The sequence below is a fragment of the Parapedomonas caeni genome (assembly GCF_041060555.1).
Classification (GTDB): domain Bacteria; phylum Pseudomonadota; class Alphaproteobacteria; order Sphingomonadales; family Sphingomonadaceae; genus CAUJIW01.
Map to the genome: position 1 here is coordinate 185,647 of NZ_JBEUDS010000002.1, position 18,626 is coordinate 204,272.

The window sequence follows — 18,626 nt, forward strand, 5'->3', positions numbered from 1 at the left end:
CTTAGCCCACGGAATGCCGACTTGTGGGCTCAGCCCACGGAAGGCCGGCCTGTCGGCTCAGCCGAGGTTCGCAGACTTGTCGGCTCAGCCGACGGAATGCCGCGGCGCGTCGTCGTCGCCATTGGCCGGGGCGGCCGGGGCGGGCAGGCGGCCGGTCTGCTCGCTCTCCAGCGCGGCCAAGCGGGCGCGCAGACGCTCCATCTCGCAGCGCAGGATGTCGAACTTCTGGGTCTGCGGGTCGTACTTCTCGTCGCACGGGGTGCCGTAGGCCATGAAGTCCTGCGCGAACACCTTGGCGTCCATCAGCACCGGCTTGGCCGGGTTGCCGACCATGGTGGCGCCGTCCGCCACGTCCTTGGTCACCACCGCGTTGGCGCCGATGCGCGCCCGGGTGCCGACGGTGATCGGGCCGAGAATCTGCGCGTTGGCGCCGATGATGGCGCCGTCGCCGATGGTCGGGTGGCGCTTGCCGCCCTTGCCCGAGGAGGGGTCGACGCCGCCCAGCGTGATGCCCTGGTACATGGTGACATCATCGCCGATCTCGGCGGTCTCGCCGATCACCACGCCCATGCCGTGGTCGATGAAGAAGTTGCGGCCGATGCGGGCGCCGGGGTGAATCTCGATGCCGGTGAGGAAGCGGCTGAACTGCGACACCAGCCGGGCCAGCCAGAACAGGTGCGCTTCAAACAGCCAGTGGGCGACCCGGTGCAGCGCCACCGCGTGGACGCCGGCATAAAGCAGCACTTCCCAGCGGCTGCGCGGGGCCGGATCGCGCGCCTTGATCGAGTCCAGATAGGCCACGAGCGCGTGCATCATGGCAGGCTCCCCACAATCTTCCTTGAGCCTGGCTTATGTCAGAATTGGTGTCGGCCTGCAATCGCCAACAACGCTCCTGAAATGGGACGGATTGTTCATGAATGGCGGACAGTTGGGTCGATGCCGGCGCCCGGATCCGCGCTCGCGTGGCCGGGCCCGAGTTGCTTTTCCCACTTGGCGACCACGGCGGTGGCCACCGAGTTGCCGACGACGTTGGTGGCGGAGCGGCCCATGTCGAGGAACTGGTCCACCGCCAGCACCAGCAGCAGGCCCTCCTCGGGGATATGGAACACCGGCAGGGTGGCGGCGATCACCACCAGCGAGGCGCGCGGCACCCCGGCCATGCCCTTCGACGTCACCATCAGCAGCAGCAGCATGGTGATCTGCTGGCCTAGGCTGAGCTCGATGCCATAGACCTGGGCGATGAACAGCGCCGCGAAGGTGCAGTACATCATCGAGCCATCGAGGTTGAAGGAGTAGCCCAGCGGCAGCACGAAGCTGGAGATGCGCTTCGACACGCCGAAATGCTCCAGCCGTTCGAGGATGCGCGGGTACGCGGCCTCCGAACTGGCGGTGGAGAAGGCCAGCAGCAGCGGATCGCGCATCGCCCGCACCAGGCCGCGGATGCGGGACCCCAGCACGACGAAGCCGGCGCCCACCAGCACCAGCCACAGTACCGCCAGCGCCACATAAAAACTGCCGATGAACTTGCCGTAAGTCAGCAGCACACCCAGCCCCTGGGTGGTGATAGTGGCGGCCACCGCCGCGAACACCGCCAGCGGCGCGAGCTTCATCACGTAGCCGGTGATGGTTAGCATCACTTCCGCCATCTGCTCGGCGATATGGGCCAGCCCGCGCGCCTTGTCCCCCAGCGCGGCAATGGCGGTGCCGACGAAGATCGAGAACACGACGATCTGCAAAATCTCGTTGTTCGCCATCGCCTCGATGAACGATCGCGGGAAGACGTGGGTGATGAACTCACGGAGGTTGAGCGAGGTCGTCTTGATGCCGGCGTCCGCTCCTGCCTCGGGCAGCGGCAGCGACAGGCCGGCGCCAGGCGAGAACAGATGCACCAGTATGAGCCCGAGTGTCAGCGATACCAGCGAGGCGCCGATGAACCAGGCCATGGTTTTCACGCCGACCCGGCCGACCGACGCGGAGTCCTCCATGTGGGCGATGCCGACCACCAGCGTCGAGAACACCAGCGGCGCGATGATCATCTTGATCAGCCGCAGGAAGATGTCGGTGAGGATGGAGAAGTAGCCGGCCAAGGTCTTGGCCTGGTCCGCATCGGCACTGTAGGCATGGCCGATATAACCAACGATGATGCCCAGCAGCATGCCGATCACGATGTAGACGGTGAAACGCCGCGACATGTCGCTGCCCCCCTGGCGTGTTGTAAGACTGTCCGCACCACGGATAGGCGGCGCCCGGAGCGAGTGCAAGTCCGGTCCCGTCGTGGCTGGTCGTTCCGGCTCCCGCCGCGGTCGCCGGGTTTCGCGCGCGCGGCGGCCTGTGTCTGGTGCCGGGATGGCCCGGAGGTTTGCCGGCTTCCAAGCTTAGCTTGTCGATGCGTCAGCAAATCTGTGTTGCGCCGCGAGAGGGGCAGCCGTTAGGGTCGCGCCGTTCAGACGCCGCCCTGATCTGGGTATCAACTGGGGAATCCTTACCGCGTGCCGGATCTGTTTGCCGCCGATACCCTGATCTTTGTCGCGATCGGCTTTGTCGCGCAGCTGTTCGACGGCGCGCTGGGCATGGGCTTCGGTGTCATCAGTTATACCGTGCTCACCGGCATGGGCGTGCCGCATGCGGTGGTGTCGGCCAGTGTCAATGGCGCCAAGATATTTACCGGCTCGGCGTCCGGGCTGGCCCACATCAGCCACAAGAACATCGACTGGAAGCTCTTCGGTCTGCTCGCTGTCTGCGGTTCGGTGGGGGGCGTTGTCGGGGTGCTGGTGCTGACACGGATGCCCTCCGACATCCTCAAGCCGGTGATTGCCGTTTATCTGATCGGGGTCGGCGTCTATATCGTCTGGCGGGCCTTCCGGCACATCCAGGTGCATGTCGGCCACAAGCGTACCGCCATGGTCGGCACCGCCGGCGGCTTCCTGGAAGCCACCGCCGGCGTGTGGGGGCCGCTGGTCACCAGCAACCTGATCGCGCTGGGCGCCAACCCGCGTTATGCTGTGGGGTCGGGCAATCTGGCCGAGACGGTGGTAGCGCTTGTCGTATCGCTGATGCTGGCGCACCACATCGGGCTGGAAAACTTCTCCAAGGCGGTGCTCGGGCTGCTGATCGGCGCCATCATCGCGGCGCCGTTCGCCGCCCGCTTCGCCCGCCAGCTGCCGGCCAAGACGTTGATGGTCGGTGTCGGCCTGCTGGTCATTGTCACCAGCGTCTACCGGCTGGCCCAGACGCTGCTTTAGGCCCGGCCCTGCCTCCCGGCGGCGCCCAGCCGGGTTTAGGTCCCACGGGGATCGCTGCTCATCGCCGCAACCTCTACGTCCGAAACGTGCCGCAGGAGCGCGGCGGTACGGGTGCGCATTGGTCAGGTCAAGCTTTCGTCAGGCCCGGCAGGCCGACGTCAGGCCGGGCAGGCGGGATCAGGGCGCGCGCCGGCGCGTCCTTCAGGCTGGACTTATCGTAAAATATGCATATAATGCAGAAATAAATCGAAAGTATCGATCATGATCCTGCCGACCATCAAGCAGCTGCAATATCTCACCGCCCTGTTCGAGCATGGCCATTTCGGCAAGGCGGCGGAGGCCTGCTTCGTCACCCAGTCCACCCTGTCGGCCGGCCTGCGCGAGCTGGAAACGGCGCTGGACGCCGCCCTGGTCGAGCGCACCAAGCGGGTGGTGCGGTTCACGCCGCTGGGCGAGAAGATCGCCCGCAAGGCCTACTTGGTTCTTCGAGAGGCGACGGAAATTGCCCATCTGGCACGTGCTGCCGGCAAGCCGCTGGCCGGGGAGCTGCGGCTGGGGGTGATCCCCACCATCGCGCCGTTCTTTCTGCCCAAGGTGCTGCCGGGCCTGCGCGCCGCCTATCCCGAGCTGAAGCTCTACCTGCGCGAGGAGATGAGCCACGTCGCCTGCGACGCGCTGGCGCGCGGGCATGTCGACTGCGTGCTGCTGGCGCTGCCCTATCCGTGCGGCGACGTCGAGGTGGCGGAGCTGTTCGACGACACGCTGGTCGCCGCCTTCCACAGGCAGGACCTGCCGGCGACCACCAGCGCCGTGCTGCCCTCGACGCTGGACAACGAGCATCTGCTGCTGCTGGAGGACGGCCACTGCCTGCGCGACCATTCGCTGGCGGCCTGCGAACGGCCGGACCTGCGCGGCGACCGCGCCATCCTCGGCACCTCGCTGCACACGCTGGTGCAGATGGTGGACAACCGGCTGGGCCTCACCCTGCTGCCGCAGATGGCGATCGATGCCGGCATCCTGGAGGGCACCGACGTGGTCACCCGGCCGCTGGCGTCGGACCACACCACCCGGCGCATCGCGCTGGTGTGGCGCCGGCGCAGCCCGCGCGACGAGGAGTTCCGTCTGCTCGCCGGCTTCCTGCGCGCGGCCCACGATGAGCTGCGGACCGACGCCGTCGCACCGGCGACGCTCGCAGCGGTGTGACGTCGGACACGATCACTCCCGGCACATGGGCACTCGGCCATTGGTTGTCGCGCCCCGTCAATCTTGAACGGTAAGCGGTGGCGGCCTGATTCCGCGAGACCCGGCGTCGCCACACCGGCGGCCGGCCGGTGGCCGTGGTGGGGGCGGACCGACCCCGGCATCCGACAGGCGGCCAATCCACATCCGGCGACGCAGCCGCCGCAGGGTGTCGGGTTAGCCCTTGGGAGCCTCTTGCAGAACGGGTCGCCAGGCAAAAACAGGAGGCATTCCACGACGGTGCGCCAGCAGGGAGGGATGCCATGGCGGGGAAAGACGAGGAACTGATCGCGCGCGCCAGGGCGCTGGCCCCGGGGATCAAGGCGCGGGCGGCACAAGCCGAGCAGTTGCGCCGGCCGCATGACGACAGCATCCGCGAGCTGATCGACGCCGGCATCATCCAGATGCTGGTGCCGCGCCGCTGGGGCGGGGCGGAGGCCGACCTCGCCACCATGGTCGAGGTGGTGGAAATCATCAGCGGCGCCTGCATGTCCACCGGCTGGATCGCGTCCTTCTACATCAACCACAACCTCTACATCACCAAGATGAACGAGCGGGTGCAGGAAGAAGTGTTCGGCCCGCGCGGCTTCGCGTTGCTGCCGGCGGCCAACGCCGCGACGATGAAAGCCAAACGGGTCGACGGTGGCTGGCTGGTCAGTGGTCGCGCGCCGTGGGGCAGCGGCATCATGCACGCCGACTGGGTGTTGGTGAGCGGGATCGACGAGGCCGCCTCGCGGCTGTTCCTGCTGCCGGCGGCCGACGCCAAGGTCGCCGACGTCTGGCACTTCGCCGGCATGGCCGCCACGGGCAGTAACGACATCGTGCTCGAAGAGGTGTTCGTGCCCGAGCACCGCGCCATCGAACACGCCGAGTTCGGCCAGGGGCCGACGGAAGCCTCGCTGCGTTATGACAATCCGCTCTATTCCATTCCAATGCTGCCGATCGCCTACAACACCATCTCCGGGGTGCTGTCAGGCGGTCTGCGCGGGGCGTACGAGGAGTTCGAGGCCACTGTCACGCGGCGGGTGCGCAATTTCAGCGGCGCGGTGGTCAAGGACCAGCAGCATTTCCACATCATGCTGGGCGAGGCCCGCATCGCCACCCAGATGGCGTCCGACCTGGCGCGGCTGACGGTTGCCCGCACCACGGCCCTGGCGCGCAAGGAGCCCTTCACGCTGGAGCAGCGGCTCGACCTGAAGGCCAAGGTGGCGTTCCTGTCGCGGCTGTGCCTCGACAGTGTCAACCAGATGATGTCGCGTGCCGGCTCGTCGAGTTTCCATCACGATCGGCCGATCCAGCGTTACTGGCGCGACCTCAACACCTTGTGCACCCACGCCTTCTGGGATTGGGACGCGACGCGCGAACTGGTGGGGCGCCACCAGCTCGGGCTGGAACCCAACCATCCGCTGGCCTGAGGGGGGTGCTACACTCGCTCGACGGCGAACGCGACGGCATCACCCCGCGCGGTCGGCCTGGATGCGGTAGGCCTTGTAGTCGGCGAGGTCGCCGTCGAACGGCGAGACGCGCCCCTTGTCGATCAGCCAGTAATTGTCGACCACCGTCTCGATCAGCGCGGTGTCGTGGCTGACCAGCACCACAGCGCCGGTGAAGTCCTGCAACGCCAGCGTCAGGGCCGCGCGCACCTCCAGGTCGAGGTGGTTGGTCGGCTCGTCGAGCAGCAGCAGGTTGGGGCGGTTCCAGATGATCGTCGCCAGCACCAGGCGCGATTTCTCGCCGCCGGACATGGTGCCGGTCTCCTGGAACGCCGTCTTGTCGGTGAAGTCGAAGGTGCCGAGGTAGGTCCGCAGCTCCTGCTCGCGCGCGTTGGGCGCCACCTGCTTCATGTGCCACAGCGGCGACTGGTCCGGCCGCAGCAGTTCCAGCTGATGCTGGGCGAAGTAGCCGAGCTTGGCCTTGCGGTCGCGCTTGACCTCGCCGGACTGCGCCTCCAGCTCACCGGCGATCAGCTTGATCAGCGTCGACTTGCCGGCGCCGTTGCGGCCCAGCAGGCCGACGCGGGTGCCGCCGCCGATACGTACCGAAACGTTGGACAGGATGGTCTTGTCGCCATAGCCGATCGACGCCTTGGTGGTCTCGAACAGCGCGCTGGCCATGCCTTCCGGTTCGCGGAAGGAGAAGGTGAAGGGGGTGTCGACGTGGGCGGCGGCGACCCGCTCCAGCTTGGCCAGCGCCTTGATGCGGCTCTGTGCCTGGCGCGCCTTGGTGGCCTTGGCGCGGAAGCGGGTGATGAAGCTCTCGATGTGGGCGATCTGGCGCTGCTGCTTCTCGAACATCGCCTGCTGCTGCATCAGTCGCTCGGCGCGCTGGCGCTCATAGTCCGAGTAGGTGCCGGTGTAGAGGGTGAGCTTCTGGCCGGAAATCTCCAGGATGCGGTCGACCACCGCGTCGAGGAAGTTGCGGTCGTGGCTGATCAGCAGCACCGTGCCCTCGTAGGCCTTCAGCCAGTCCTGCAGCCACAGGATGGCCTCCAGGTCGAGGTGGTTGGTCGGCTCGTCGAGCAGCAGCAGGTCCGAGCGGCACATCAGCGCGCGGGCGAGGTTGAGGCGCATCCGCCAGCCGCCGGAGAAGGACGAGACGGTCCGGTACTGCGCTTCCTCGTCGAAGCCCAGCCCCAGCATCAGGTCGGCGGCGCGGCGTTCGGCCGAGTAGGCGTCGATGCGCATGAACTCGCCATGCACCTCGGCGATCTCGTAGCCGTCGTCGTCGGCTTCCGCCTTGGCCAGCCGGGCCTCCAGCTGGCGCAGCTCGACGTCGCCGTCGATGACGAAGTCGAGTGCCGCCCGCTCGGTCTCCTCGATCTCCTGGGCGACGTGGGCGACCGTCCAGCGGTCGGGGAACTCGACGTTGCCAGCTTCCGGCAGCAGTTCATGACGCAGCAAGGCAAACAGGCTCGACTTGCCGGTGCCGTTGCCGCCCACCAGACCCATCTTTTCGCCGGCATTGAGGTTGAAGCTGCCCTTCTCGAACAGCAGCTTGGCGCCGCGCCGGAGCGTTACCTTGTCGAAGCTGATCATCGGGCGGGGCCTGTCGTCCTGTTCGTTAACGGTTCGCGGGTGCACAAACATCCCGCCGCCCGGCGCTTATAGAGGCTCGACGCGCCGACGCCACCGGCAATTCGCTGGCCGTCGCTCGGCAGGGGGGAAGCCCGACGCCGGCGGGGGGGGCTGAATTGCGGACTGGCGCACCGCATGGGGCTGGACTATTCTGAGTGGTAATCAAAATAGACCTGTACTGAACCAGACAAGCGGGGGAGTGGACCATGGCAACGAAGGTGAACGATTTGTCTGCGGTGGAGGCGCGGGAGGCCATGCTGCGGGTGCTGGAGCGGCAGAAGGCGGCGCACCTGAAAGACAGCCCGGTGCCGGCGGCGATCCGCAAGGACCGGCTGCGCCGCGCCATCGACCTGCTGGTGGACCATGAGAAGCGGCTGGTTGACGCCATGGCGGCGGATTTCGGCCACCGCCCGACGCCGATGTCGCGTCTGACCGACATCGCCGGTTCCATCGGCCCGCTCAAGCAGGCGCTCAAGCATCTTGACCGCTGGATGCGCCCCGACAAGCGCCGGCCCAACTTCCCGTTCAACCTGCTCGGCGCCAAGGCGTGGGTGGAGTATCAGCCGCTGGGGGTGGTCGGCATCATCAGTCCGTGGAACTTCCCGGTACAGCTGACCTTCGGGCCGCTGGCCGGCGTGTTCGCTGCCGGCAATCGGGCGATGATCAAGCCGTCGGAGTACACGCCGATCACCTCCGAGTTGATGAAGGAGCTGTTCGCTTCCGTCTACGACGAGACCGAGGTGGCGACCTTCACCGGCGGCCCGGAGGTCGGTCAGGCCTTCTCCGGCCTGCCGTTCGACCATCTGCTGTTCACCGGCGCCACCTCGGTGGGCCGCCATGTGATGCGCGCGGCGGCCGACAACCTGGTGCCGGTGACGCTGGAGCTGGGCGGCAAGTCGCCGGTGATCGTCAGTCGGTCGGCCGACATCGCCCGGACCGCCGAGCGGGTGGTGGTGGGCAAGATGCTCAACGCCGGGCAGATCTGCCTGGCGCCGGACTATATGCTGGTGCCCGAGGAGAAGGCCGACGCGCTGACCGATGCCCTGGCGCAGAGCGCGGCGAAATTCTACCCGACGCTGGTCGGCAATCCGGATTACACCTCGGTCGTCAACCCGCGCCACCGCGAGCGCATCGAATCCTACGTGACGGACGCCACCGCCAAGGGCGCGCGGGCGATCACGGTCAATCCGGCGGGCGAGGACTTCAGCCAGCAGCAGGGCACCAACAAGCTGCCGCTGACCATCCTGCGCGACGTTCATGACCAGATGAAGGTGATGCAGGACGAGATTTTCGGCCCGGTGCTGCCGGTGATGACCTACCGGCAGGTTGACGAGGCCATCGACTACGTCAATGCCCATCCGCGTCCGCTGGGTCTCTACTATTTCGGTACCGACGCCGCCGAGCAGCGCCGGGTGCTCGATCGCACGACCTCGGGTGGCGTCACCGTCAATGACGTGGTGTTCCACGTCAGCCAGGAAGACCTGCCGTTCGGCGGCGTCGGTCCCGCCGGCATGGGCGCCTATCACGGCTTCGATGGCTTCAAGACGTTCAGCCACGCCAAGGCGGTGTTCCGCCAGACCGGGGTCGACGTCGCCAAGCTCGGTGGCGTCAAGCCGCCCTACGGTCCGGCGCTGGACAAGACGCTGGCGCGGGAAATCCGCAAGTAACGACGGCGGCCTGATCCCGGCGTCAGCCGGGGCCGGGCCTCTGATCGTGACGCCAGGGTGAAATATCGCTGCGCAGGCGCATCGATACGCCGCAATCGGCTCGAAATCTCTAACCTCAGCGACCGCAACCGTTGATTAACTCGACGGCCCCTGCCGTCGATTAACTTGACGGCCCCTGCCGTCGATTAACTTGACGGCCCCTGCCGTCGATGGGAGAGAGCGCGTGTCCATTGCAGCGAGAGCCTTCGTGTCCGATCCCATGGTCCTGATCCCGCAGGACATCATCGATTTCGCCGTCAGCCTGGCCGACGCCGCGCGCCCGGTCACCCGCCGCTACTACCGGTCGCCAGTGGAGGTCGACACCAAGGCCGACGCGACGCCGGTCACCATCGCCGACCGTGAGGCGGAAGCCGCCATGCGGGCGCTGATCAACCGCGAGCGCCCCGGCGATGGCATCATCGGCGAGGAACATGGCCGCGAACGGGAAGGCGCCGACTGGGTGTGGGTGCTGGACCCCATTGACGGTACCAAGTCGTTCATCGCCGGCCGGCCGATCTTCGGCACCCTGATCGCGCTGCTGTGGGAGGGGATGCCGGTGGTCGGCATCATCGATCAGCCGATCACCGGCGACCGCTGGATCGGCGTCAAGGGCCAGATGACATGGTTCAACAACGCGCCGGCGCGCACCCGCGCCTGCCCGGCGCTCAGCCAGGCGCTGCTGGCCACCACCAGCCCGGAGATGTTCTCGGAACAGGAGCGCCGGGTGTTCGAGGCGTTCCGTGATGGCGCCCGCACCACGCTCTATGGCGGCGACTGCATCAACTATGGCCTGCTGGCGTCGGGCTTTCTCGATCTGGTGATCGAGGCGGATCTCAAGCTTTACGACTATGCCGCACTGGTGCCAGTGGTGCAGGGCGCCGGCGGCATCATCACCGACTGGTCGGGCAAACCGCTGGGGCATGACAGCGATGGCCGGGTGCTGGCCTGCGGTGACCCCCGGCTGCTGGACGCCATTCTGGGCGCGACAGCCGGCTGAACCGCGCGTACTGTGCAGGCATGGCCGCACGGTTGACCCACATCGCCCTGCATGTCCGCGATCTCGACGCCAGCATCGCATTCTACCGCGACTGGTGCGGGATGCACCTGGCGCACGACCGCATTGATGCCGGTACCGGGCACCGGGTGGTGTGGCTGGCGCAGCCGGGGCAGGATAGTCGTTTCGTTATCGTGCTGATTCCCGGCGGCCACGTCGACCGTCAGGCGGCTGGTGATTTCAGCCATCTGGGCATCGCGCTGGACAGCCGGGACGCGGTCGAGGCCACGGCCGGGCGCGCCGCCGCCGCCGGCCTGCTGGCCTGGCCGGTGACCGATAATCCACCGCCCGTGGGGACCTATTGTGGTGTATGCGACCCTGATGGCCGGGTGGTCGAGTTCAGCTTCGGACAGCCGCTCGGCCAGGACTGACGGGCGGTCCGGTCGCGAACAGGCGCGGGTTGCTTGCAAAATGGTCCCGCCTGAGGTTATGGTGCGCGCGCATTTGGCCGGACGATTGGGCCGCAAGGCCGGGCCTAGCCCGGGGCGATCGGATTATCTCACCAAATCTTGCGTCGTGCGAGGTGGCATCGTGCTGCCCCGCGCATCGTTTTCTCTCTACGAAAGATAGTCCCATGCAGACTGGCACCGTGAAATGGTACAATGGTCAAAAAGGTTACGGCTTCATTCAGCCGGATGATGGCGGCAAGGACGTGTTCGTCCACGCCACGGCGCTGGAGCGCGCTGGCATGCGTTCGCTGAACGAAGGCGACAAGATCGGCTTCGAACTGCAGACCGATCAGCGTTCCAACAAGGTCTCGGCTGTCAACTTGCAGACCGTCTGAGCTTGGCCGGCGGGCAGGGCGCGACGCCCGCCCGCCATCCACCTTTTCTCGAACGGAGAAGGCTTATGGCCAAGGAAGAACTATTGCCCTTCGAAGGGCTGGTGATCGAGGTGCTGCCGGACGCGCGCTTTCGCGTCGAGCTGGACAGCGGCCACACGGTGATCGCCTACACCGCCGGCAAGATGAAGAAGAACCGCATCAAGACCCTGGCGGGTGACCGCGTGACTGTCGAGATGTCGCCCTACGACCTCGACAAGGGGCGCCTGGTGTTCCGTCACAAGGACGAGCGCTCGATGGCGGCGACCGGCCGTCCGCCGGCGCGCGGGCAGTTCAAGCGGCGCTGAGGCGCGGTGAGCCGGCCCGGGGCTGCTCACCAGCTGGATAGTCAAATCCGATTATTTTAGCCTTTTACTAATTTTCAGTCGCTATCTGTTTGGATAACGACTGGGGACGCATCCCCTGAGAGCATAGGGGATGACCACGATGCCGCTTCGGGCCGAGTTGCAACTCAAGCCATATGGCGAACATCTGGAGGTGGAGGCGACAGCCAACGCCGTGCAGGAGCGCGAGCTGTTTGCCCGGTTGATCGATCATGCGCCCGATGCGTTGGTCCTGGTGGATGAAGCGGCCTGCATCGTGCTTGCCAATACCCAGTGCGAGCGGCTGTTCGGCTACAGCCAGGAAGAACTGGTGGGGGCCTCCATCGAGCTGCTGGTGCCGGAATCGCTGCGCGCCCGTCATGTTGGCTACCGCAACGGCTTCAAGCGCGATTCGACGCCGCGCCCGATGGGCCAGACCCAGGATCTGCTCGCCCGCGCGCGTGATGGCCGGCTGATCCCGGTCGAGATCGGGCTCAGCCCGATTTCCATGGGCGACTCCCGGCTGATCCTCGCCTCGGTGCGCGATGTTACCGAAAGGCGAGCCCTTCAGGGCGAGCTGGCGCAGGCCAAGAACGCGCTGGAGGCCAAGGTGGCTGAATTGCAGTTCGTCTCCCGGCGGCTGGAACAGCAGGCCGCCGATGCGATCGCCATGGCCGAGGAGCTGCACGAGGCCCGCTTCATGCTGCATGACGCGGTGGACAGCATCAGCGAGGGCTTCGCGTTGTGGAGCGCCGACGATCATCTGCTGCACTACAATCAACGGCTGGTCAGCCTGTTCGCCGGGGTCGAGCCGATCATCCGGCCGGGCATCGGCTTTGCGGAGCTGATGACGAGGGGCAAGGAGCAGCGGATCTTCGCGCCGCTGGCACCGGAGGTGCTGGAGCGCACCCGCGCCCGCATGGCCGGCCACCGGACCGGTGGCTGTTATGAACTGCCGCTGGCGAGCGGCCGCTGGCTGCAGGTCACGGAGCGCGCGACCCCCTCGGGCCATCTGGTGGCGATCGTCACCGATATCACCGACCACAAGGCGGAAACGACGGCGATTGCGCGGCTGGCCCACCAGGACCCGCTCACCGGCCTGCCCAACCGGCTGGCCTTCCAGGCGCAGTTCAAGGCGGCGCTGGCCGGCCGCGACCCCAGCGGGGCCTGCATCGGGTTGCTGATGCTCGACCTTGATCGGTTCAAGCCGGTCAATGACAGTTTCGGCCATGCCGTTGGTGACGAGCTGCTGCGGCAGGTGGCGGCACGGCTGGCCGCCACTCTTGGTGCGCGGGGCAGTCCGGCTCGGCTGGGCGGCGATGAATTCGCTGTCATTCTGCCGGCCGTCGGTTGTGTCGACGACGTGCGAACGGTGGCGCGACGGCTGATCGCCGCTTTCGCCGCGCCCTTTCTGGTCGAGGGGCGACTGGTGGAGATTGGCGTCAGCATCGGGGCGTCGCTCTACCCGCTGCATACCGATGATCCGGAACGGTTGCTGCGGCTGGCCGACATCGCGCTTTATCAGGCCAAGGACGGCGGCCGGAGCCGGCTGTGCGTCTATGGTGACGCGAGCGAGGCGGTGGCGCGGTCCGGCGGCGCATCGTCGTCCGACTATATCATCTGACGGCGGGGGCGGGCGCAACTGTCGCCTTGCCTCGCCCGGTGGTCTTGTGTATAGCCCCTGCCTTCGTGGGATCGCCCGGCCGGTATGGGCTGCCGTGGCGATCTGTAACGCGACTCTAGACGGGGACTGTCAAGTCCTTAGGAGGTAATGCAAAATGCCCAAGTTGAAGACCAAGAGCGGGGTCAAGAAGCGTTTCAAGATCACCGCCACCGGCAAGATCAAGCATGGTGTCGCCGGCAAGCGCCACCGCCTGATCAGCCACACCGCCAACTATATCCGTCAGAACCGCGGCACGTCCGTGCTCTCCGACGCCGATACGCGCACCGTGAAAAAGTGGGCGCCCTACGGGCTCGATTGAGACAGGCTAGAGGAGAACTGACATGGCACGTGTGAAGCGCGGTCAAGCCGCTCATGCCCGTCACAAGCGGGTTCTGGACGCAGCGAAGGGCTATTATGGCCGCCGCAAGTCCACCATCAAGGTTGCGCGTCAGGCGGTCGAGAAGGCCGGCCAGTACGCTTATCGCGATCGCAAGGCGAAGAAGCGCACGTTCCGGGCGCTCTGGATCCAGCGCATCAATGCCGGTTGCCGCGAGCTGGGCATGACCTACGGTCGTTTCATGAACGGCCTGAAGCTGGCCGGCATCGAGGTCGACCGCAAGGTGCTCTCGGACATCGCCACCCGCGAACCGGCAAGCTTCAAGGCGCTCGTCGAAAAGGCGCAGTCGGCCCTGAGCGCGGCGTAAGCCGTTTTCCCGAGTTTCTCGGTATAGCGTTGAGGGGTCCGTGCGTCGCGCGGACCCCTTGTCGTTTGTCTGGACCAGATCATGACCGATATCCAATCGCTCGAAACCGAGCTGCTGGGCGCCATCGCGGCGGCCGGCACCCTTGCCGACCTTGAGGACATCCGCGTCAAGGCGCTGGGCAAGTCCGGCAGCGTCACCGCGCTGCTCAAGACGCTGGGCAGCCTCAGCCCTGAGGAGCGGCAGGTCAAAGGCCCGCGGTTCAATGGCCTGCGCGAGCAGGTGACGGCGGCGCTGACCGACCGCAAGGCGGCGCTGGAGACGGCGGCGCTGGACGCGCGGCTGGCCAGCGAGCGGGTCGACGTGACGCTGAACCCGCCGCTGGCGCCCCGGGGGTCGATCCACCCGATCAGCCAGGTGATGGACGAGCTGACCGAGATTTTCGCCGACCTCGGCTTCTCGGTGGCGGAAGGCCCGGAGATCGAGACCGACTGGCACAATTTCACCGCGCTCAACATCCCGCCGGAGCATCCGGCGCGCGCGATGCACGACACCTTCTACTTCCCGCCCGACGACAAGGGCGAGCGGCATGTGCTGCGCACCCACACCTCGCCGGTGCAGGTGCGGACCATGCTGGAAAGCAAGCCGCCGCTGCGGATCATCGCGCCGGGGCGGGTCTATCGCTGCGATTCCGATGCCACCCACACGCCGATGTTCCATCAGGTGGAAGGGCTGGTGATCGGCCGCGACATCACCATGGCCCACCTGAAGTGGACGCTGGAGACCTTCGTCAAGGCGTTCTTCGAGGTCGACCATGTGACCATGCGACTGCGGCCCAGCTACTTCCCGTTCACCGAGCCGTCGGCCGAGGTCGACGTGCAGTGCTCCTGGTCCGGTGGCGAGCTGAAGGTCGGCGAGGGCAGCGACTGGCTGGAGATTCTCGGCTGCGGCATGGTCAATCCGCATGTGCTGGAAGCCTGCAACCTTGATCCCGACGAGTGGCAGGGCTTCGCCTTCGGCTGTGGCGTCGACCGGCTGGCGATGCTGAAGTACGGCATGACCGACCTGCGCGCCTTTTTCGACGCCGACCTGCGCTGGCTGCGGCATTACGGTTTCAGTTTTCTCGACGTTCCGACGCTGTCGGGGGGAGTGGGGGCATGAAGTTCACCCTGTCCTGGCTGAAGGACCATCTCGATACCGATGCCTCGCTCGACGACATCGCCACGGCGCTGGTGCGTCTGGGCCTGGAGGTCGAGGGCATCGAGAACCCGGCCGACAAGCTGGCCGCCTTCACCATCGCCCATGTGCTGGAGGCCGAACCGCACCCCAATGCCGACAAGCTCAGGGTGCTGAAGGTGGATACCGGCGCCGGCGAGCCGGTGCAGGTGGTGTGCGGCGCCCCCAACGCGCGGGCGGGCATGAAGGCGGTGTTCGGCGCGCCCGGCGCCTATGTGCCGGGCCTCGATGTCACCCTCAAGATCTCGGCCATCCGTGGCGTCGAGAGCCGGGGCATGATGTGCTCGGGCCGCGAGCTGGAACTCTCCAGCGACCACGAGGGCATCCTCGACCTGCCGGCCGACGCGCCGGTGGGCGCGCGCTATGTCGACTGGATCGGTCTCAACGATCCGGTCATCGACGTCGCCATCACGCCGAACCGGCAGGACTGCCTGGGTGTCGCCGGCATTGCCCGCGATCTGGCGGCCGCCGGGCTCGGCACCCTCAAAACGCCGGCGGTCGAACCGGTGGCGGGCGTCTTCGCCAACCCGGTGCCGATCGCCATCACCGACACGGAAGGCTGCCCGGCCTTTCTCGGCCGGCTGGTGCGCGGGGTGACCAACGGCCCGTCGCCGGACTGGCTGCGCAAGCGGCTGACCGCCATCGGCCTGCGGCCGATCTCGGCGCTGGTCGACGTCACCCAGTATGTCATGATCGATCGCGGCCGGCCGCTGCACGTCTATGACCTCGCCAAGCTCACCGGCGGGCTGACCGCCCGGCGCGCGGGCGAGGGCGAGCAGCTGCTGGCCCTCAACGGCAAGAGCTACACGCTCGACCCGTCGGTGACGGTGATCGCCGACGACGCGGTGGCGCACGGCATCGCCGGCGTCATGGGCGGTGAGCACAGCGGCTGCACCGAGGCGACCACCGACGTCGTGATCGAGTGCGCCTGGTTCGACCCGGTGCGCATTGGCGCCACCGGCCGCAGGCTCGGCCTGACCTCGGACGCGCGCGCCCGCTTCGAGCGCGGCATCGACCCCGCCTTCGTGGCGCCGGGCATGGAGCTGGCGACGCGGATGATCCTCGACCTGTGTGGCGGCGAGGCCTCGGCCGTCACCACCGCCGGCGCCGTGCCGGCGTGCGACAAGGTGGTAAGCTATCGCCCGGCCCGGGTGGCGAGCCTGGGTGGCGTCGATGTCGACGCCGGCACCCAGCGCGACATCCTGACCCGGCTCGGCTTCACCGTCGAGGGCGACGGTGACGTCTGGTCGGTGCGGGTGCCGAGCTGGCGGCGCGACGTTGATGGCGAGCCGGACCTGGTGGAAGAAGTGCTGCGGCTGGTGGGGCTGGACGCCGTGCCGTCGACGCCGCTGCCGCGCCCGGACGGGGTGGCGCGGCCGACGGCGACGCTGGCGCAGCTGCGGGCGCGTCGGGCGCGCCGGGCGGCCGCCGCGCGCGGCTTCAACGAGGCGGTGACCTGGAGCTTTGTCGCGCCGGCCGAAGCGGCACCGTTTGGCGGTGGCACGCACACGCTGGATAACCCGATCTCGGCCGAACTTGCCGTGATGCGGCCGTCGCTGCTGCCGGGGCTGGTGCGGGCGGCGGCGCGCAACCGCGATCGCGGCGCCACGACGATCCGGCTGTTCGAGGTCGGCAAGCGATACCTCGCCGATGGCGAACGCCCGACGCTGGCGCTGGTCGCCACCGGCGAGAAGGGCGGTCGTCACTGGCAGACCGGGGCCGCGACCGGCTTCGACGTCTACGACGCCAAGGCCGAGGCGCTGGCGGTGCTGGAGGCGGCCGGCGCGCCGGTCGACCGCGTGCAGACCACGGCGGACGCGCCGGGCTGGTTCCACCCCGGCCGCTCGGGCTCGCTGCGGCTCGATCCGCGCAACCCGCTGGCCCATTTCGGCGAGCTGCATCCGGCGGTGGCGCGCGCGCTCGACATCAAGGGCACGGTGGTGGCGGTGGAGGTCTATCTCGACGCCATTCCAGCGCCCAAGGCGGTCAGGCGGGCGCGGCCGAAATATGCGCCCAGCGACCTGCAACCGGTGAGCCGCGACTTTGCTTTCATCGTCAAGGCCGAACTGGAAGCCGCCAGGCTGGTGCAGGCGGTCAGGGGCGCCGACAAGCAGGCGATCACGGCGGTCGAACTGTTCGACGTGTTCCAGGGCGCCGGCGTCGAACCGGGCATGAAGTCGCTGGCGGTGGCGGTGACGCTGCAACCGGGGGCGGCCAGCTTTACCGAGGCCGATCTCGACGCGCTGTCGGCCAGGATCGTCGCCGCGGCGGCCAAAGTGGGCGCGACCCTGCGCGGCTGAGCCTGAACGGCGGGTTGCCTGGGGCGGCTCAGACCTGCTCGGGCAGCCGGTCATCCTCGCTGGAGGCCAGCCGCACGGCATCGCGGCCGGCGTGCTTGACGGCGTAGGTCGCCTGATCGGCGCGGTAGAGCGTCACGTCCGGGGTGACGTCGAAGTCGAAATCGACCTCGGCGACGCCGATGCTGGCGGTCAGCCGGATGGCCTCGCCATTCCAGATCACCGGGGTTTCGCGCAGCAGCGTCAGGAAGCGGTGGGCCGATGGCAGGGCCTGGCTCGCCGGCGCGTGGATGACGACGACGAACTCCTCGCCGCCGAAGCGGGCGATGAGGTCGGTCTCGCGGCGGAAATGATCGCGCAGCAGGCTGGCGACATGGGCGAGGCAATGATCGCCGGCCTGGTGACCGTGGGTGTCGTTGATCTGCTTGAAATGGTCGAGGTCGATCATCAGCAGCGCCAGCGGCGTGCGCTGGCGGCGGGCCTCGTGCCAGGCCTGGTGCCATGCAAGGTCGAGGCGCCGGCGGTTGCCAAGGCCGGTCAGCGCGTCGGTGAGCGACAGCTGCTCGATCTCGCGCCGGCTTTCGATGAGCGCGTACTCGATCTCCAGCTGGTGGCCGTACTCGGCGGTATAGCGCTTGAGCGACAGCAGCACGTAGATGCCGAAGATCGCCAGTGTCAGCATGAACGGCCGCAGCGATGGCACGGCCAGCGACAGCACGACGATGGCGGGCAGGAACAGCAGCGCGACGCTGGTCAGGGCCATGCGTGGCTTCATGGCGTAGGTCGGGCTGGTGGCGGCGCCATAGGCGACCGAGCAGATGATGGCGATCAGCACCGGCGGGGTGGGGGCGGCTTCGACCAGTCCCAGCCGGACGACGATCAGGCCCCAGGCCAGCGAGCCGATATGGATCAGCGCCCAGTGTCGCTTCTCCCAGCGCGCCAGTGCCGGTTCGAGCGCGCCCAGCGGTGCCCGGTGCCAGCGCCGCGCCAGCAGCAGGATCGCGAACACGCTCACCACGATGATCGCTTCCGACGGGCTCCGGGTCAGCAGGTCGCCGGTCCAGATCAGCACCAGGCAGCCGGCGAGGTAGAAGGGAATGCCAACCAGGGAGCGGGCGTAGAGATCGCGCCACGCCCGGCGGCGGCCATATTCTTTCAGCGAGGCAGCTTCTGTATTCGGCACGCGCACACCCGACTCCGACCGGTCCCGAGGCGATGCAACGGGGGCGTGATGCATCGGGAGCGATTCGTGTGGCGTTTATCGTTAACGC

At 67.5% G+C, this 18,626-nt stretch carries 17 protein-coding genes; 13 read left to right on the forward strand and 4 right to left on the reverse strand.

Annotated features, from left to right (window positions below):
* Nucleotides 1-84: 84 nt before the first annotated feature.
* Nucleotides 85-816, reverse strand: coding sequence for a serine O-acetyltransferase EpsC (epsC, locus tag ABU113_RS02550; RefSeq protein WP_454557904.1), 732 nt, complete (start codon nucleotides 814-816; stop codon nucleotides 85-87).
* Between the two features lie 95 nt (nucleotides 817-911).
* On the reverse strand, nucleotides 912-2,192 hold the full coding sequence (locus ABU113_RS02555) for a dicarboxylate/amino acid:cation symporter (protein ID WP_454557905.1): 1,281 nt from the start codon (nucleotides 2,190-2,192) through the stop codon (nucleotides 912-914).
* Nucleotides 2,193-2,489: 297 nt separating this feature from the next.
* On the opposite strand from ABU113_RS02555, the gene ABU113_RS02560 reads away from it, so the two are divergent.
* The 3 genes from ABU113_RS02560 to ABU113_RS02570 all read left to right on the forward strand — a co-directional run bounded on the left by ABU113_RS02560 (nucleotide 2,490) and on the right by ABU113_RS02570 (nucleotide 5,896).
* Nucleotides 2,490-3,242 (forward strand): sulfite exporter TauE/SafE family protein, encoded by a 753-nt coding sequence (locus ABU113_RS02560; protein WP_454557906.1) that lies wholly within the window; start codon nucleotides 2,490-2,492, stop codon nucleotides 3,240-3,242.
* A gap of 261 nt (nucleotides 3,243-3,503) precedes the next feature.
* Entirely contained in the window at nucleotides 3,504-4,445 is a 942-nt protein-coding gene (locus tag ABU113_RS02565; protein ID WP_454557907.1) for a hydrogen peroxide-inducible genes activator, read from the forward strand.
* 299 nt (nucleotides 4,446-4,744) lie between these two features.
* A complete protein-coding gene (locus tag ABU113_RS02570) occupies nucleotides 4,745-5,896 on the forward strand; it encodes an acyl-CoA dehydrogenase family protein (protein WP_454557908.1) in 1,152 nt (383 codons plus the stop codon).
* Nucleotides 5,897-5,935: 39 nt separating this feature from the next.
* On the opposite strand, the gene ABU113_RS02575 is transcribed toward ABU113_RS02570, so the two are convergent.
* Nucleotides 5,936-7,516, reverse strand: coding sequence for an ABC-F family ATP-binding cassette domain-containing protein (locus tag ABU113_RS02575; RefSeq protein ID WP_454557909.1), 1,581 nt, complete (start codon nucleotides 7,514-7,516; stop codon nucleotides 5,936-5,938).
* A 245-nt stretch (nucleotides 7,517-7,761) separates the two neighbouring features.
* On the opposite strand from ABU113_RS02575, the gene ABU113_RS02580 reads away from it, so the two are divergent.
* The 10 genes from ABU113_RS02580 to pheT all read left to right on the forward strand — a co-directional run bounded on the left by ABU113_RS02580 (nucleotide 7,762) and on the right by pheT (nucleotide 17,358).
* Entirely contained in the window at nucleotides 7,762-9,222 is a 1,461-nt protein-coding gene (locus tag ABU113_RS02580; RefSeq protein ID WP_454557910.1) for a coniferyl aldehyde dehydrogenase, read from the forward strand.
* Between the two features lie 265 nt (nucleotides 9,223-9,487).
* Entirely contained in the window at nucleotides 9,488-10,258 is a 771-nt protein-coding gene (gene hisN / locus ABU113_RS02585) for a histidinol-phosphatase (protein ID WP_454558022.1), read from the forward strand.
* Between the two features lie 20 nt (nucleotides 10,259-10,278).
* Nucleotides 10,279-10,686 (forward strand): VOC family protein, encoded by a 408-nt coding sequence (locus ABU113_RS02590; protein ID WP_454557911.1) that lies wholly within the window; start codon nucleotides 10,279-10,281, stop codon nucleotides 10,684-10,686.
* Nucleotides 10,687-10,889: 203 nt separating this feature from the next.
* Nucleotides 10,890-11,099, forward strand: coding sequence for a cold-shock protein (locus tag ABU113_RS02595; protein WP_454557912.1), 210 nt, complete (start codon nucleotides 10,890-10,892; stop codon nucleotides 11,097-11,099).
* A 65-nt stretch (nucleotides 11,100-11,164) separates the two neighbouring features.
* The gene (gene infA, locus ABU113_RS02600) at nucleotides 11,165-11,443 is read left to right on the forward strand and encodes a translation initiation factor IF-1 (RefSeq protein ID WP_454557913.1); all 279 of its coding nucleotides are present in this window, start codon (nucleotides 11,165-11,167) and stop codon (nucleotides 11,441-11,443) included.
* Between the two features lie 139 nt (nucleotides 11,444-11,582).
* The gene (locus ABU113_RS02605) at nucleotides 11,583-13,082 is read left to right on the forward strand and encodes a diguanylate cyclase domain-containing protein (protein WP_454557914.1); all 1,500 of its coding nucleotides are present in this window, start codon (nucleotides 11,583-11,585) and stop codon (nucleotides 13,080-13,082) included.
* Nucleotides 13,083-13,236: 154 nt separating this feature from the next.
* Nucleotides 13,237-13,440: a 50S ribosomal protein L35 gene (gene rpmI / locus ABU113_RS02610; protein WP_454557915.1), complete on the forward strand. Its 204-nt coding sequence runs from the start codon at nucleotides 13,237-13,239 to the stop codon at nucleotides 13,438-13,440.
* Nucleotides 13,441-13,462: 22 nt separating this feature from the next.
* On the forward strand, nucleotides 13,463-13,825 hold the full coding sequence (gene rplT, locus ABU113_RS02615) for a 50S ribosomal protein L20 (RefSeq protein WP_454557916.1): 363 nt from the start codon (nucleotides 13,463-13,465) through the stop codon (nucleotides 13,823-13,825).
* 81 nt (nucleotides 13,826-13,906) lie between these two features.
* The gene (gene pheS, locus ABU113_RS02620) at nucleotides 13,907-14,983 is read left to right on the forward strand and encodes a phenylalanine--tRNA ligase subunit alpha (RefSeq protein ID WP_454557917.1); all 1,077 of its coding nucleotides are present in this window, start codon (nucleotides 13,907-13,909) and stop codon (nucleotides 14,981-14,983) included.
* On the forward strand, nucleotides 14,980-17,358 hold the full coding sequence (pheT, locus tag ABU113_RS02625; protein WP_454557918.1) for a phenylalanine--tRNA ligase subunit beta: 2,379 nt from the start codon (nucleotides 14,980-14,982) through the stop codon (nucleotides 17,356-17,358). Before pheS ends, pheT begins: the two co-directional genes overlap by 4 nt.
* Before the next feature lie 28 nt (nucleotides 17,359-17,386).
* On the opposite strand, the gene ABU113_RS02630 is transcribed toward pheT, so the two are convergent.
* Entirely contained in the window at nucleotides 17,387-18,538 is a 1,152-nt protein-coding gene (locus ABU113_RS02630) for a GGDEF domain-containing protein (RefSeq protein ID WP_454557919.1), read from the reverse strand.
* Nucleotides 18,539-18,626 lie beyond the last annotated feature (88 nt).

Coding starts and splice junctions, on each gene's coding strand:
- ABU113_RS02570 (WP_454557908.1), top strand. CDS start 4,745: ATGGCGGGGAAAGACGAGGAACTGATCGCGCGCGCCAGGGCGCTGGCC.
- ABU113_RS02555 (WP_454557905.1), bottom strand. CDS start 2,192: ATGTCGCGGCGTTTCACCGTCTACATCGTGATCGGCATGCTGCTGGGC.
- ABU113_RS02590 (WP_454557911.1), top strand. CDS start 10,279: ATGGCCGCACGGTTGACCCACATCGCCCTGCATGTCCGCGATCTCGAC.
- pheT (WP_454557918.1), top strand. CDS start 14,980: ATGAAGTTCACCCTGTCCTGGCTGAAGGACCATCTCGATACCGATGCC.
- epsC (WP_454557904.1), bottom strand. CDS start 816: ATGATGCACGCGCTCGTGGCCTATCTGGACTCGATCAAGGCGCGCGAT.
- ABU113_RS02565 (WP_454557907.1), top strand. CDS start 3,504: ATGATCCTGCCGACCATCAAGCAGCTGCAATATCTCACCGCCCTGTTC.
- pheS (WP_454557917.1), top strand. CDS start 13,907: ATGACCGATATCCAATCGCTCGAAACCGAGCTGCTGGGCGCCATCGCG.
- rpmI (WP_454557915.1), top strand. CDS start 13,237: ATGCCCAAGTTGAAGACCAAGAGCGGGGTCAAGAAGCGTTTCAAGATC.
- ABU113_RS02580 (WP_454557910.1), top strand. CDS start 7,762: ATGGCAACGAAGGTGAACGATTTGTCTGCGGTGGAGGCGCGGGAGGCC.
- ABU113_RS02595 (WP_454557912.1), top strand. CDS start 10,890: ATGCAGACTGGCACCGTGAAATGGTACAATGGTCAAAAAGGTTACGGC.
- ABU113_RS02605 (WP_454557914.1), top strand. CDS start 11,583: ATGCCGCTTCGGGCCGAGTTGCAACTCAAGCCATATGGCGAACATCTG.
- infA (WP_454557913.1), top strand. CDS start 11,165: ATGGCCAAGGAAGAACTATTGCCCTTCGAAGGGCTGGTGATCGAGGTG.
- rplT (WP_454557916.1), top strand. CDS start 13,463: ATGGCACGTGTGAAGCGCGGTCAAGCCGCTCATGCCCGTCACAAGCGG.
- ABU113_RS02575 (WP_454557909.1), bottom strand. CDS start 7,516: ATGATCAGCTTCGACAAGGTAACGCTCCGGCGCGGCGCCAAGCTGCTG.